Source organism: Streptomyces manipurensis (assembly GCF_049570255.1).
In the GTDB taxonomy this organism is placed as follows: Bacteria; Actinomycetota; Actinomycetes; order Streptomycetales; family Streptomycetaceae; genus Streptomyces; species Streptomyces manipurensis.
The window spans coordinates 1925923-1940309 of the sequence record NZ_CP186950.1; the positions used below are offsets into that span (position 1 = coordinate 1925923).

Sequence of the window (14387 nt, forward strand, 5' to 3'; positions counted from 1 at the left end):
CGTCCCGTCGGGTGCGGTTCACCGGGTGTGCTGCCCGCAGACCGCCCGGGTGGCCCCGGCCGGCGCGGGCGTGGGTATGGAGAAGGGCGTTCCCTCGGGCTGCCGGGGGGTGACGTGGAGGACGACCGGCTCGGTGCCGAGGTTGTGGCCGAGGTGGATGTGCCCGCTGCCGGCGGGCTCCACGAAGGTGGTGCCCGTGTGGTGGACCACGACGGACAGGTCGTGGAGGACCCGGGTGAGGGTTCCCGACAGGACCACCGCGTCCAGCCGTACCCGGTGGTAGTGCCAGCCGGTGCAGCCGCCCGGCGGGATGACGATGGTCCGGTCCGGTGGAAGCGTCGCCACGCACGCCCCCACAGCCTCCTGCTCGGCCTGCGGCCGTGCCGTCAGCGCCTGTGCCCCGCCCATGTTCCCCTCCTCGGCGGACCGGCCCGTGGAAGGCGGTCCCGCGCCACACCGTAAGAGGACACCGGTCCCTCCCGGAAGAGCCGACCGGACCTCAACCCGGCTTGTTCACCAGGTGATATGAGGATCGCACGGCGGTATCACACCTGTATGAGCCTGGTCGTGTTCGAGTCACCGAAGCAGATCCACTGCGCCGACTGCCGGCAGGGGCCGCTGCGGCATCTCGTGCGGGAAGCGGGGGTGCCGCGCTGTCTGGACTGCGCGGACCTCGGCCATCTCGTCTATCTCCCGCGCGGGGACGCCGCGCTGACCCGCCGTTCCCGCGAGGCCAGTTCGCTGTCGGCGGTCGTCGTCCGCCTCCACCGGCGGCGCCGCCGCTACGAGCGCCTCGGACTCCTGGTCGAGGAGGCGGCCCTGGCCCGGGCCGAACGCGCCTGCCTCGCGGACGCCGAGGCGCGGGCCCGCCGCAGGGAACGCGACCGGCGCCGGCGGGAGGCCGAGGACACCCGCTTCACCGCCGCGTTCGCCGCAGAGATCGTGCGGCTGTTCCCGGGCTGTCCGGCGGACCGGGCCGTGGCGATCGCCCTGCACGCCTCGCTGCGGGGCAGCGGCCGGGTGGGCCGTACCGCGGCCGGCCGGGCTCTGGACGAGACGGCGGTCTCGGTCGCGGTACGGGCGGCCGTGCGGCACACCGACACCGAGTACGACGCGCTGCTGATGGCGGGAGTCCCCCGCTTCGCGGCGCGCGCCCGGCTGGCCGCCCGGATCGACGCCGTCCTGGACGGCTGGCGTACGGAGTCACCGGCGGCGCACGGCGCGGAGGTCAGACCGTCGGGCTGACGCGGAAGCGGCGGTAGAGGAGGACACCGCCGAGCAGCAGGACCCCGGCGCCGGGGACCAGGTAGGCGGCGCCGTCGGCGCCCGTGTGGGCGAGGGCCTCGTGCTTCGGGGCCTCGGGCGGGGTGACCCGGGTGACCGGGGCGGGCGGGACCACCGGCGTGACCGGGGTGACCGGCTTCTCGACCACCGGGGGCTGCACGGGTTCGTTGGGCGTGGGCTGCTCGCCGTTGACGGACGTGTTGCCGAGCGAGGGGTTCCCGATGCCGACCACGTTGACGGAGTTCCCGCTGATGTTGACCGGGAGGTCGACCGGCAGCTGGAGGCCGTTGCCGGAGATCACTCCGGGAGAGCCCTGCGTGCTCCCCTGCGCCGTCGCGCCGGAGTGGTTGCCCGCCGCCTGCGAGGACGCCGAGGACCCGGTGGACGAAGAGGAGGACGAGGACGAGGAGGACGAGGACCCGGCCTGCGCGCCGCCCTGCGACACGTTGGCGCAGCGATTGCCCGCGGCCGGGTTCAGTAGGCCGACCACGTTCACGGTGTTGCCGCAGGCGTTCACCGGCACGTTCACCGGAAGCTGGATCAGGTTCCCGGAGCCCACCCCCGGCGAGCCCGCGGCGCGGCCGCTCGCGTCCGCATCGGCGTGCGCGAATCCGCCGACGCCCGCGACCGCCAGCCCGCCTCCCGCTACCACCGCCGCGATGACGCCGTTCCGACGAGTGTGACGCATCAGTTTCCCTGCTTTCCGGAGGAGTTCGCGGGATTCGTCCCGCGCGGGAACAACGACCGGAGACCCGTACGGGTTATAGCGCCGGTAGGCATTTCACTCAATCGTGTACTGGGTACTGGCTACTTCATGACTGATCGCCCGCTGCTGCTCCTCGATGTGGACGGCCCGCTCAACCCGTTCCGGTCGCCCTTCGCGGGACTGCGGGGATACCGGAGCCACCGGATGCGGCCGGAAGTGTGGCTCTCCTACCGCGATCCGGATTCCCGCAAGGCCCGGCGCGGCGTACGGGTCCGGCTCCATCCGTCCCACGGCGCACGGCTGTTGGGGCTGCCCTTCGAGCTCGCGTGGGCCACCGCCTGGACGCACCAGGCCAACACGATGATCTCCCCGCACATCGGCCTGCCCGGCGACCTGACCGTGGTCGAATGGCCCGAACTGTTCGCCAGGGACCCGGAAGGGCTGTCGTGGAAGACCCGCCACCTCAGCAACTGGGCGGGCGGACGCCCGTTCGCCTGGGTCGACGACATGATCACCGCCCGTGACCGTGCCTGGGTCGCGGCGCACCACCCGGCTCCGGCCCTGCTGCTGCGGGTCCACCCGCGGCACGGGCTCCGGGACCGCGACTTCGCCGAACTGACCCGCTGGGCGGAGGGCCTCAGCCCAGCAGCGCGCTGACCGGGTCGGCGGACGGGCGGCCCCTGGGCCACCAGTCCTCCTCGTCCGGGCGGGACTCGTAGGCGTACCAGAGGGCGTCACGGCCGAGGCGCAGCTGACGGGTGCGGGACGTCAGGCGGTTGCGGTCCGGGCGGAAGGAGCCCTGCGACGCGGCCAGGAGGGCCGGGCGGGCCCGGTCGAAGGGCCCGGCCGGGGGGTCCCAGGGGTCCTCCAGCGCGGCGAGGGCGGGCAGGCCCCCCTGCCGCCAGGCCGCCGCCGCCCGGGCGAGGTCGGTGGTGGTACGGCCGGTCGCGCGGGCCAGGTCCCGGTAGAGGGCGCGGGCCGGGCCGGTCAGGCCGGCCGTGGGATGGGCCGAGGCCAGCCGTACGGCGTCCTGCCACGGGGACAGGCCGGCCAGCGGGTCCTCGCCGGTGGTGAGCAGGGTGAGGGCCCGGGCGGCCGCGTCGGAGGCGAGCTGGTCCAGGGCGAGCGGGTCGGGCGCCGCCGGGTCGGCCGGGTACGCGGGCGGCAGGCCCGGCACGGCGGGCACGGCCGGCGGTACGGGGAGCAGGGGCGGGCCGGTGCGGGCGAACGCCTCGCGGGCCGGGACCCCGGGGAAGCCGGACGCCGACTCGGGCCGTTCGCGTGCGGCGTGGGCGGCGTTGCGGCGGGTGAGCTCGTCGAGGAGCTCGCGTTCGCCGCGGCCGCGCAGGAGCAGCAGGACGAAGGGGTCCTCGTCGAGCAGGCGGGCCGCGCGGTAGCAGAGGGCCGCCGCGTGCTTGCACGGCGGGCGGGCGACGTCCGGGCAGGAGCAGCGCGGGACGAGCTCGCCCGGGCCGGGCAGGACGCTGTCCGCGAGGGACTGCGGAACCTCCCGCTCCAGCAGGGCGCCGAGAGCCGCGGGGTCGGCGGCGACCGACTCCAGCAGTGCGCTCCACTCCGGGTCGGCGAAGGCCGGCAGGGCCAGCTCGGTGCGGTAGGGGCGGGCCCGGCTGCCCCGGACGTACGCGACGATCCGGCCGGGGGTGACGGTCACCGCGTCCACGTGGCCGGCCTCGGCGTACGCGCGGCCGCGGGCCAGCCGGGCGGCGTCCTGCGCGCCCTCCTCCAGCGCTGCCACCCAGGCCTCGCCCCACCAGCTGACCGCCTCGGCCCCGGCGGGCACGGTCTCGAAGGTGCGGCGGCGGTCCTCCCGTGCGGTGATCATGCGGGCCTCCGCAGGGAGACGAGGTCGGCCAGCTCGCGGTCGGTCAGCTCGGTCAGCGCCGACTCCCCGGAGCCCAGGACGGCGTCGGCCAGGGCGCGCTTGGCCTCCAGCATCTCGGCGATCCGGTCCTCCACGGTGCCCTCGGCGATGATCCGGTGGACCTGCACGGGCTGCGTCTGGCCGATCCGGTAGGCCCGGTCGGTGGCCTGCTCCTCCACGGCCGGGTTCCACCAGCGGTCGAAGTGGACGACATGCCCGGCGCGGGTGAGGTTCAGCCCCGTGCCCGCCGCCTTCAGCGACAGCAGGAACACCGGGACCTCGCCCGCCTGGAAGCGGTCGACGAGGACCTCGCGCTGCGGCACCGGGGTCCCGCCGTGCAGGAGCTGCGCGGTGATCCCCCGCTCCGCGAGGTGCCGTTCGATGAGCCGGGCCATCGTCACGTACTGGGTGAAGACGAGGACGGATCCGTCCTCGGCCAGGATGGTGTCGAGCAGCTCGTCCAGCAGGGCGAGCTTGCCGGAGCGGTGCGGGATCCGCGGCCGCTCCTCCTTCAGGTACTGCGCCGGGTGGTTGCAGATCTGCTTGAGCGAGGCCAGCAGCTTCATGATCATGCCGCGCCGTTCCATGCCCTCGCTCGCCCCGATCACGGCCATCGCCTCGTCCACCGCGGCCTGGTAGAGCGAGGCCTGCTCCCGGGTGAGGGACACGGGGTGGTCGGTCTCCGTCTTGGGCGGCAGCTCGGGCGCGATGCCCGGGTCGGACTTCCTGCGCCGCAGGAGGAACGGCCGCACCAGCGCGGACAGCCGGGCGACCGCTGCCTCGTTCCCGCCGTCCTCCTCCTGCTGGTGCTCCACCGGGCGGGCGTGACGGGCCCGGAAGGTGGTCAGCGGGCCCAGCAGGCCCGGCGTGGTCCAGTCGAGCAGCGCCCACAGCTCGGAGAGGTTGTTCTCCACGGGGGTGCCGGTGAGCGCCACCCGGGCCGGCGCGGGCACGGTGCGCAGCGCCCTGGCCGTGGCCGAGTGCGGATTCTTGACGTGCTGCGCCTCGTCGGCGACGACCATGCCCCAGCTCTGTGCGGCGAGCAGGGCGGCGCTGGCCCGCATCGTGCCGTAGGTCGTCAGGACGAACCCGCCCTCGCAGGAGGTCAGGTCCTCCGTGCTGCGGGCCCCGCCGTGGAACCTGCGCACGGGCGTGCCGGGGGCGAACTTCTCGATCTCCCGCTGCCAGTTGCCCAGGAGGGAGGCCGGGCACACGACCAGGGTCGGCTCGCGGCGGTCCCGGTGCAGGTGCAGGGCGATCAGCGTCACGGTCTTGCCCAGGCCCATGTCGTCGGCGAGGCAGCCGCCGAGGCCGAGGGAGGTCATCAGGTCGAGCCAGGCGAGGCCGCGCGCCTGGTAGTCGCGCAGGGTGGCCTTGAGGGCGGCGGGCTGCGGCAGCGGGACCAGCTCGGCGGTGAGCCGTTCCCGGAGGGCGGCCAGTGCCCCCACGGGCACCGCCTCGACCTGTTCCCCGCCGACCTCCGCGGTCCCCGACAGGGCCGCGGCCAGCGCGTCCACCGGGTCCAGCAGGCCCAGTTCGCGCTTGCGCGCCTTGCGCACCAGCTCCGGGTCGACCCGCACCCACTGGTCCCGGAGCCGGACGACCGGCCGGTGGGCCTGCGCCAGGGCGTCCATCTCCCCCGGGGTGAGCCGGTCGCCGCCGAGGGCCAGCTCCCAGGAGAAGGCGAAGAGGTGTTCCGCGTCGAAGAAGGCGGTCCCGTCGGTCGCGGATCCGGGCGCGGTGGAGCGTACGACGGCGGTCGCGGACAGCGTACGGGCGAGGTCGCGCGGCCAGTGGACGGCGACCCCGGCGGCCGCCAGACGGCTCGCCGCCACCCCGAGCAGGTCCTCCAGCTCCGGGTCGGACAGGGCGAGCGCGTCGGGGACGGGCTGGTCCAGCAGGCGCAGCAGCGGCGGCCAGACCCGGCCCGCGCGGCGCAGCGCGAGCACGGCGTCGATGCGCGCCCGGGGGCCGAACCCGGCACCCGCCGTGCCCGCCCACAGCTGTGCGGCGTCGGTGACGAGGGTGGGGTCGGCGAGGCTGTGCACCTGGACGACGGCGGCTCCGGCCCGGCGGGTCTCCTCACCCTCGGCCTCGTCGAAGAGGCGGAAGGAGGACAGGTCGAGCCGGAGGGAGAGGCCGACGCCGGCGTCGGCCCCGGCCGCGACCTGGGCGGCCCACTCCCCCATCTCCGGGATCCGCTGCGGGTCCCGCGCGGCGAACGGCTTCCCGGCGGCCACCGGCGCGGCCGGGGTGCGCGGCAGGCTGTCGGCGACGGCGTCGAGGAACGCCCGGACCAGCGCTTCCGGTTCGGCCACGTGGAGCGGACGGCGGCCGGGCAGGGGCGTGGCGTACCCCTCGGGGGGCAGGGCGGCGGCGACCGCCCGGAGGTGGGCGACGTCGTCCGCGTCGAGCGGGCCGGCCCGCCAGGCGTCCACCGACTCGGGGGTGAGCCCGGGCAGCAGGCGGCCGCGGGCGGCCAGGGTGAGCGCCTGCGCGGCGGCGGCGCCCCAGGCCCGGGTGGCGGGATGGGCCGTACGGCCGCGGGCCGCCCGGACGAGCAGGGGCAGCGCGGCGGTGACGGAGAAGGAGACCGCGGGCACGGTCCGGCTGCGGACCCCCGCACCGTGCGGGCGCACCACGGTCAGCGGGCCCGGTGCGCCCGCGTCGGGCAGCGGGTCCCCGTCGGGCGCCCAGAACGCGACCCGTCCCTCGCGCGGGACGGCGGCGGGCAGGAACACCGCGGCGTGGCGCAGCAGCGCGTGGCCGGGCTGCGGCTGCGGCGACTGGTCCGTCATGGTGTTCCCCTCCCTCCTCGGTCCTCTGCTCGGGGCGGCTCAGGGTCCGCGCCACGAGTCTAGGCGGGTCCACTGACAGCACCGCTGAGCTGCGGTTTCACCGGCTCCAGCGGCCCTGCTCCAGTGCGTAGCCGTAGACCGGACGACCCGCGGCGGCGCTCGTGCGCAGCGGCCGGCCGGCGTCGTCGATGCGCAGGGTGCCGGAGCCGGACGGCGCGCTCCACCGCAGCTCCAGGAACCAGTCGCAGTCGCAGCCCGTGGTGGCGGCGTCCACCCTCAGCACGACCGGATCGGCCGCCGAGACGCGCAGCGGGAAGGCGGGGGCCGGCAGCCGGTTCCCCGCGTCGTTCCCGGGAACGGGGCGGGCCAGCGGACGGGGCGCGTCCAGGTTCACGGCGAAGGCGGCGGGGGTGAGACCGCCGCCGCAGCCCTGGGACATCTGGAAGACGTTCCAGGCGGGCGGGGTCCGGCGGGCGGTCACGCGCACCTCCAGGTCCTCCAGCACCACGGCGCCCTCCCCGGTGCCGTGCAGGGTGACCTCCACGGTCTGCGAGCCGGCGTGCACGGCCCGCTGCGCCGCCGCCCAGGCGGGCGCGTCCGCCTCCACGGGCGGCGCGGGCACCGAGCCGGGAGCGCGCTCGGACAGGTAGGCGTGGTCGCATCCGGCGGCCCACACGTGGGACCGGACCGCAGCCTTCAGCGGCGTCCGCACGGCCGGGCCGGGGGCGGCCGTGCCGGACGCCGTCCCGGACGCCGCGCCCGAGGACGGGCCGGACCCCGCGGAGGGCCCGCCGTCCGGGCCCGACGGCGTCGCCGCCGCGCCCTGCGGGGCCGTCGGCGCCGCTCCGGTGCCGGACGGAACGCCCGGAGTCGCGGGGCCGGAGGCCGCCGCGGCGGGGCCGGGCGCGTTCGGACCCGCTCCGGTGCCCGGCCCGCCCGCTCCGGGCCCGGCGACCGCCAGCAGGGCCGCGGCCACCGCCCCCGCGGCCACCGCGGCGGCCGCGGCCACGACCGCCCGCCGCCGGTACCGGCCCCTGCCGGCGGGCCCGGCCGTCCCCTCCCCGGACACCGCCACCACCGGCTCCGGCTCCGGCTCCGGCTCCGGCTCCGGCTCCGGCTCCGGCTCCGGGGCACGATCGGGCCCCGCTCCACCCGCCGGCGCGGGCTCCGGTCCGGGATCCGCACCCGCCTCCCGCTCCCGGTCGGCGGCGGCCGGGCGGTCCGGGCGGAGCGGCGTGGTGCCCGCGCGGCGGCGGGCGTCCGCGAGCAGCCAGACCCGGTGCAGGTCGACCGCCTCCGCGGCCGAGGCACCGCAGGCCCGCGCGAAGCGGTCCACCACCGCGAACTCCGCCGGCAGCGCTTCCCCGTTGCAGTACCGGTGCAAGGTCGACGTACTCGTGTGCAGCCTGCGCGCGAGAGCCCCGTAGCTCAGCCCGCCGCGTTCCTTCAGCTCCCGCATCAGCCGTGCGAAATCCCCGGCCTCACTCACGGTGTCCCCCGTCTTCCGTCCCACGTCCCCGTTCCATGCAGAGATGTTCCCCCAGGTGGCAGCCCGTACGGGCGTTCCAGTGTCCCGATTTCGCGCCAACCCGTGGCGCTGCGGCACCTCCGGGGAACAGGCTCGTCAGGCACAGCGCAGCACGACACCGCACGGCACGACGCCGCACAGCGCGGCAGACGACCACGTCCGCACGTCCACGGGGAGAACCGACATGTTCCGACGCACCCGCACCGCAGCCACCCTCACCGCCGCCCTCACCGCGGCGGCAGGGGTCCTCGTCCTGACCGCCTCGGGCCCGGCCACGGCCGCCACCGCGCCCGGCTTCCTGAACGGCGCCGACCTCCCGCCCCACGCCTCCTCGCCCTGGTACGCCGGCGCGGTCACCAAGGGCCTGCCCGAGACCGCGCCGTTCTGCCTGGACGGCGTGCTTCCGGCGGCGGGCAGCTGGCACCGCAGCTTCGGCACGGACGTCGACACCGGCGCCGTGCAGGTCTCCGTGCGGGCCTCCTCGACCGCCGCGGCCGTGAAGCTCGCCGGCGCCCTGGAGCGCAAGGTCGCTGCCTGCGCCGCCGACTGGCTGCGCGCGACCCCGGGGGGCACGGCCTCCTGGCAGGACTACGGGACGCTCCCCGTCGAGGAGGGCGCGCACCTCTACGGGGTGCACACCTCGATCCCCGAGTCGGAGCCCGGGGTGCACCTCTTCGGGATCGGCCGCGACGGCGCCACCGTGACCGTCGTGCAGTGGGGACAGATGGGCGACCTGTCCGGGGCCCCGGTCGCCGGCTTCAAGAAGACCACCACCAAGGCCGTGAACAAGCTCAACCCGTAGCGGCCGGCGCACCGGTCCCCGCACACCGGAGTGGGACCATGGACGGGAGAGGAGCGATGTCCATGCGTTCCGGAAACGAGCCCGTGACGGCGCGCAGCCCACTGCGGCTGCGGCTGTGGCTGGGCGTGTGGGGACTGGTCTGGTCCGTCGGCGGCACGGTCGCCTTCTCGCTGGCCGGCCGCACCGGTTGGGCGGCCGCCTGCGGGGCGCTGGCCGTCGTCGTGTGCGTGGACCTCTTCATGATCCTGCGCCACATCCGGCAGGGCCCGCACTACCAGCCGGGCCGGGACGTCCCGCCGTACGAGCCGCCCGCCCCCCACTGAGGCCGGGGACGACCGGGCGGGTCAGGCCTGCTCGTCGAAGCGGGCCGCCGCCAGGTACTCCGGCTGCGGGTCGAGGGCGGCGGCCAGCCGGAAGTGCTTGCGCGCCTGTTCGGGGCGGCCCGCGCGCTCGTGGGTGCGGGCCAGCGCGAAGTGCGCGAAGGCGTTGTCCGGCTCGCGCTCCAGCACCAGCTCGAACTCCAGCTCCGCCGGGCGCAGTTGGGCGGCCGCGAAGAAGGCCCGGGCGCGCAGCAGCCGCGCCGCCGTGTTCTCCGGGTGCGCGGCCACGACCGAGTCGAGCAGCCTGACCGCGCCGCGCGGGTCGCGGGCGGCGAGCAGCTGCTCGGCGGCCCGGAAGTCTATGACGTGGGTTTCCGGACTGGGCGGTGTGGGACGCGTGGATTCGGGCACGTCGGGATCCTTTCCTCTACGGGCTCCTGCAACGCGCCACCCCCCGCCGCTATTCCATGCACACGTCACACGGCACACACGGCGCGCACGTCACACGGCGCGCACGTCACTCGCCGCCGCCGTCGTGGGCCGCCCGTGCCGTGAGCTCCTCCCAGACCTTGCGCACCTGCGGTTCCAGGGCTTCCAGCGGGCCGTCGTTGTCGATCACGAGGGTGGCCACCGCGAGCCGCTGCTCCCGGGTGGCCTGCGCGGCCATCCGGGCCCGCGCCTCCTCCTCGGCCATGCCCCGCCGGGCGGTCAGCCGTTCCAGCTGCGTGGCGGGCGCCGCGTCCACGACGACCACCAGGTCGTAGAGGGGGGCCAGGCCGTTCTCCGTGAGCAGCGGTACGTCGTGCACCACGATCGCGTCGGGTCCCGCGGCGGCCTCCAGCTCGGCCGACCGCGCCCCGACCAGGGGATGGACGATCGCGTTGAGGGTCCGCAGCCGCTCGGGGTCGGCGAAGACGATCGCCCCCAGTTTCGGCCGGTCGAGCGTGCCCCCGGGGGTCAGCACGGACTCCCCGAAGGCCTCCACCACGGCCGCGAGGCCCGGTGTGCCGGGCTCCACCACCTCGCGCGCGATCCGATCGGCGTCGACGACGATCGCCCCGTACCCCGCCAGCAGCCGCGAGACCTCGCTCTTGCCGGCTCCGATTCCGCCCGTCAGGCCCACTTTCAGCATGCCCGGCAGCTTAGGCGCACACCGCCGGGCGGGCGGCCCCGGGGCCGGATCGGGTCCGGGGCCCGGGGCCGGAGGGGCTCAGCCCTCGCCCTCGCGCTCCGCGAGGAACCGCTCGAACTCGCGGCCGATCTCGTCCGCGGAGGGGATCTCGGCGGGCTCGGCGATCATGTTGCCGCGGGTCTCGGCCCCGGCCGCGGCGTCGTACTGGTGCTCCAGCCCCTGCACCAGGGCGACCAGCTCCTCGTCGCCCTCGCGGATCTGCCGGTCGATCTCCGTCTGCGTGCGGTGCGCCTCGGTGCGCAGCGCGTGCGCCACGGCCGGCAGGACCAGCCCGGTGGCCGCCGTGATGGCCTCCAGCACGGTCAGCGCGGCGTCCGGGTACGGGGAGCGGGCGACGTAGTGCGGTACGTGTGCGGCGACGCCGAGGACGTCGTGCCCGGCCTGGGACAGGCGGAACTCCACCAGGGACTCCGCGCTGCCGGGGACCTGCGCCTCGTCGAAGGGGCTGCGGTGGCCCGGCATCAGGTCGGTGCGGTTGCCGTGCGGGGTGATGCCGACGGGCCGGGTGTGCGGGACGCCCATCGGGATGCCATGGAAGTTGACCGAGAGCCGCACCCCGAGCCGCTCGACGATCTGGCGGACGGCGACGGCGAAGCGCTCCCACTCCACGTCCGGCTCGGGGCCGGACAGCAGCAGGAACGGCGCTCCGGTGGCGTCCTGGACCAGCCGGACCTCCAGCTGCGGGGCCTCGAACTCCGTCCAGTGGTCGCGCTGGAAGGTCAGCAGCGGGCGCCGCGCCCGGTAGTCCACCAGCCGGTCCGCGTCGAAGCGGGCGACCACCTGGTGGGGCAGCGTGTCGAGGAGCCGCTCGACGATCTGCTCGCCGGCCTCGCCCGCGTCTATGTAGCCCTCGAAGTGGTACAGCATGACCAGTCCGGCCGAGTCCTGGGCGACGGCCAGGTCGGCCACCGCCAGACCCTTGGCGTCCCATTCGTACAAACCCTGTGGATCGAGCACTGCCACCACTCCTCCTCGCCTCGTTCTCAGCCAAGAACGCCCAAGGGAGCGCCGCCATTCCCCTGTTGGCGGCTTTCACAGGAACGCAATGGATCAGTTCCGGGACGGGCCGGGGGAACGCGGTGAGGCCCGCCCCCCGAAGGGGACGGGCCTCACCGTTCAACTCGACGCGGCTCTGCTCACACCGGAGTGCGGCGCGGCGCTGCGATCAGCTCTGGCCGCCGGCCAGCTTCTCGCGGAGCGCGGCCAGGGCCTCGTCCGACGCCAGGGCGCCGGAGGTCTCGTCCGACTCCGAGGAGTACGAACCACCCGAGATGCCCGCACCGGCGTTGCCACCGGCGGCCGGGGCGGCAGCGCCCTCGGCAGCGGCGGCCTCGTCGGCCTCGCGGCTCTTGATGACCTGAGCCTGGTGCTGCTCGAAGCGGGCCTGCGCCTCGGCGTACTGGGTCTCCCAGGCCTCGCGCTGCTTCTCGTAGCCCTCGAGCCAGTCGTTGGTCTCGGGGTCGAAGCCCTCGGGGTAGATGTAGTTGCCCTGGTCGTCGTAGGACGCGGCCATGCCGTACAGGGTCGGGTCGAACTCGACCGACGCCGGGTCGGCACCGAAGGACTCGTTGGCCTGCTTGAGGGACAGCGAGATCCGGCGACGCTCGAGGTCGATGTCGATGACCTTGACGAAGATCTCGTCGTTGACCTGGACGACCTGCTCCGGGATCTCCACGTGGCGCTCGGCCAGCTCGGAGATGTGGACCAGACCCTCGATGCCCTCGTCCACGCGGACGAACGCACCGAACGGAACCAGCTTGGTGACCTTACCCGGGACGACCTGGCCGATCTGGTGGGTACGGGCGAACTGCTGCCACGGGTCCTCCTGCGTCGCCTTCAGCGACAGGGAGACACGCTCGCGGTCCATGTCCACGTCGAGGACCTCGACGGTGACTTCCTGACCGACCTCGACGACCTCGGACGGGTGGTCGATGTGCTTCCAGGACAGCTCGGAGACGTGGACGAGACCGTCGACGCCGCCCAGGTCCACGAACGCACCGAAGTTGACGATCGAGGAGACGACGCCGGAGCGGACCTGACCCTTCTGCAGGGTGGTGAGGAACGTCTGGCGGACCTCGGACTGGGTCTGCTCCAGCCAGGCGCGGCGGGACAGGACCACGTTGTTGCGGTTCTTGTCCAGCTCGATGATCTTGGCCTCGAGCTCCTTGCCCACGTAGGGCTGGAGGTCGCGGACACGACGCATCTCGACGAGGGAGGCCGGCAGGAAGCCACGGAGGCCGATGTCGAGGATGAGACCACCCTTGACGACCTCGATGACGGTACCGGTGACGATGCCGTCTTCTTCCTTGATCTTCTCGATCGTGCCCCAGGCACGCTCGTACTGAGCGCGCTTCTTGGACAGGATCAGACGGCCTTCCTTGTCCTCCTTCTGGAGAACCAGGGCCTCGATCTCGTCGCCGACCTTGACGACCTCGTTCGGGTCGACGTCGTGCTTGATCGAGAGCTCACGGCTCGGGATCACGCCTTCGGTCTTGTAACCGATGTCGAGCAGGACCTCGTCCCGGTCGACCTTCACGATGACGCCGTCGACGATGTCGCCGTCGTTGAAGTACTTGATCGTCTCGTCGATCGCGGCGAGGAAGGCTTCCTCGTTACCGATGTCGTTGACCGCTACCTGCGGAGTGGTCGAGGTGGTCTCGGTGCTGCTCGTCATGTGGGAAAGGGCTCCGGTTACGGACAGAAAGTCGTAGGTACTGCTACGCCGGGAGCCCATATCGGCATCTGCCGAAGCCGGACAGCCAAGGAGACCCACACTCCGCGAAAGCGGCGGGGCCTCGAAAACCGAGGGGACATCAACAAATGCAAGCGCAGCCTGCTAGGTCTGAGGAGCACAGGCTCGCAGCGCAACTTGTAGCATACGGGGGCAGCCGGACAGGGTCAATGCGCGAAGGCCCACACCCCGGGCGGATCACCGCACAACCGGCACAATTCGTGGACAGCGACGCCCTGATGGCGTCCGGTACCACTTCCCAAGACATCCGCAGACTACGACGACGGGCCCCATGAACCAAGAGGACTACGCCCCCGAAGAGGCCCACGAGGCGGATCCGGGCCCGGAAGAGGACGCCGAGGCCACCCGGCGTGACGCGGGCGAAGCGGAGAGCAGCCGCGCGAGCCGCGGCTGGTGGGACCGCAACGCCGACGAGTACCAGAGCGAGCACGGCGCCTTCCTCGGCGACGACCGCTTCGTATGGGGCCCCGAGGGCCTGGACGAGGCGGACGCCGCGCTCCTCGGCCCCGCCGCCTCCCTCCAGGGCAAGGACGTCCTGGAGATCGGCGCCGGCGCCGCGCAGTGCTCGCGCTGGCTGGCCGCCCGGGGCGCGCGCCCGGTCGCCCTCGACCTCTCCCACCGCCAGCTCCAGCACGCCCTGCGCATCGGCGGCGGCGACCTGCCGCTGGTCGAGGCCGACGCGGGCCGGCTCCCCTTCCGGGACGCCTCCTTCGACCTGGCCTGCTCCGCCTACGGCGCCGTCCCCTTCGTCGCCGACCCCGTCAACGTCATGCGCGAGGTGCACCGCGTGCTGCGCCCCGGCGGCCGCTGGGTCTTCTCGGTGACCCACCCCGTCCGGTGGGCGTTCCCCGACGAGCCCGGCCCCGAGGGCCTCACCGTCGCCGCCTCCTATTTCGACCGGACCCCGTACGTGGAGCAGGACGAGCAGGGCCGCGCGGTGTACGTCGAGCACCACCGCACCCTGGGCGACCGGGTCCGGGACGTGGTCACGGGCGGCTTCCGCCTGGTCGACCTGGTCGAGCCGGAGTGGCCGGCGTGGAACGGGCAGGAGTGGGGCGGCTGGTCCCCGCTGCGCGGCAACCTGATCCCGGGCACGGCGATCTTCGTCTGCGAGCGCGACTGA

General features: G+C 74.4%; 14 protein-coding genes. 5 read left to right on the top strand and 9 right to left on the bottom strand.

What is annotated here, in order from left to right; all coding sequences use genetic code 11:
* Positions 1–18: 18 nt before the first annotated feature.
* The gene (locus tag ACPU2J_RS08860; protein ID WP_361591900.1) at positions 19–408 is read right to left on the bottom strand and encodes a cupin domain-containing protein; all 390 of its coding nucleotides are present in this window, start codon (positions 406–408) and stop codon (positions 19–21) included.
* 147 nt (positions 409–555) lie between these two features.
* On the opposite strand from ACPU2J_RS08860, the gene ACPU2J_RS08865 reads away from it, so the two are divergent.
* The gene (locus ACPU2J_RS08865; protein WP_365138716.1) at positions 556–1245 is read left to right on the top strand and encodes a DUF2293 domain-containing protein; all 690 of its coding nucleotides are present in this window, start codon (positions 556–558) and stop codon (positions 1243–1245) included.
* On the opposite strand, the gene ACPU2J_RS08870 is transcribed toward ACPU2J_RS08865, so the two are convergent.
* The gene (locus ACPU2J_RS08870) at positions 1229–1972 is read right to left on the bottom strand and encodes a chaplin (RefSeq protein WP_423833042.1); all 744 of its coding nucleotides are present in this window, start codon (positions 1970–1972) and stop codon (positions 1229–1231) included. The genes ACPU2J_RS08865 and ACPU2J_RS08870 overlap by 17 nt on opposite strands.
* A gap of 126 nt (positions 1973–2098) precedes the next feature.
* On the opposite strand from ACPU2J_RS08870, the gene ACPU2J_RS08875 reads away from it, so the two are divergent.
* Positions 2099–2647, top strand: coding sequence for a hypothetical protein (locus tag ACPU2J_RS08875; RefSeq protein WP_420081142.1), 549 nt, complete (start codon positions 2099–2101; stop codon positions 2645–2647).
* Here the strand turns inward: ACPU2J_RS08875 and ACPU2J_RS08880 are convergent.
* The 3 genes from ACPU2J_RS08880 to ACPU2J_RS08890 form a co-directional block, all read right to left on the bottom strand.
* Entirely contained in the window at positions 2628–3833 is a 1206-nt protein-coding gene (locus ACPU2J_RS08880) for an SWIM zinc finger family protein (protein WP_423833043.1), read from the bottom strand. The genes ACPU2J_RS08875 and ACPU2J_RS08880 overlap by 20 nt on opposite strands.
* Complete coding sequence (locus tag ACPU2J_RS08885) at positions 3830–6670, bottom strand: DEAD/DEAH box helicase (protein WP_420081140.1); 2841 nt, start codon at positions 6668–6670, stop codon at positions 3830–3832. Before ACPU2J_RS08885 ends, ACPU2J_RS08880 begins: the two co-directional genes overlap by 4 nt.
* Positions 6671–6767: 97 nt before the next feature.
* Positions 6768–8183 (bottom strand): helix-turn-helix domain-containing protein, encoded by a 1416-nt coding sequence (locus ACPU2J_RS08890; protein WP_420081139.1) that lies wholly within the window; start codon positions 8181–8183, stop codon positions 6768–6770.
* A gap of 199 nt (positions 8184–8382) precedes the next feature.
* Here ACPU2J_RS08890 and ACPU2J_RS08895 point away from each other — a divergent pair, with 199 nt between their 5' ends.
* The gene (locus ACPU2J_RS08895; RefSeq protein ID WP_423833044.1) at positions 8383–9000 is read left to right on the top strand and encodes a hypothetical protein; all 618 of its coding nucleotides are present in this window, start codon (positions 8383–8385) and stop codon (positions 8998–9000) included.
* Between the two features lie 62 nt (positions 9001–9062).
* Positions 9063–9323, top strand: coding sequence for a DUF6343 family protein (locus tag ACPU2J_RS08900; protein WP_361591916.1), 261 nt, complete (start codon positions 9063–9065; stop codon positions 9321–9323).
* A 21-nt stretch (positions 9324–9344) separates the two neighbouring features.
* On the opposite strand, the gene ACPU2J_RS08905 is transcribed toward ACPU2J_RS08900, so the two are convergent.
* From ACPU2J_RS08905 to rpsA, 4 genes are all read right to left on the bottom strand, one after another.
* Complete coding sequence (locus ACPU2J_RS08905; protein ID WP_361591918.1) at positions 9345–9731, bottom strand: tetratricopeptide repeat protein; 387 nt, start codon at positions 9729–9731, stop codon at positions 9345–9347.
* A 106-nt stretch (positions 9732–9837) separates the two neighbouring features.
* Complete coding sequence (gene coaE, locus ACPU2J_RS08910; protein ID WP_389076350.1) at positions 9838–10452, bottom strand: dephospho-CoA kinase; 615 nt, start codon at positions 10450–10452, stop codon at positions 9838–9840.
* 78 nt (positions 10453–10530) lie between these two features.
* A complete protein-coding gene (locus ACPU2J_RS08915) occupies positions 10531–11469 on the bottom strand; it encodes a PAC2 family protein (protein WP_361591922.1) in 939 nt (312 codons plus the stop codon).
* 208 nt (positions 11470–11677) lie between these two features.
* On the bottom strand, positions 11678–13186 hold the full coding sequence (rpsA, locus tag ACPU2J_RS08920; protein WP_030666059.1) for a 30S ribosomal protein S1: 1509 nt from the start codon (positions 13184–13186) through the stop codon (positions 11678–11680).
* A gap of 349 nt (positions 13187–13535) precedes the next feature.
* Between rpsA and ACPU2J_RS08925 the strand changes: the two genes are divergently transcribed.
* Positions 13536–14387, top strand: coding sequence for a class I SAM-dependent methyltransferase (locus tag ACPU2J_RS08925; protein WP_423833045.1), 852 nt, complete (start codon positions 13536–13538; stop codon positions 14385–14387).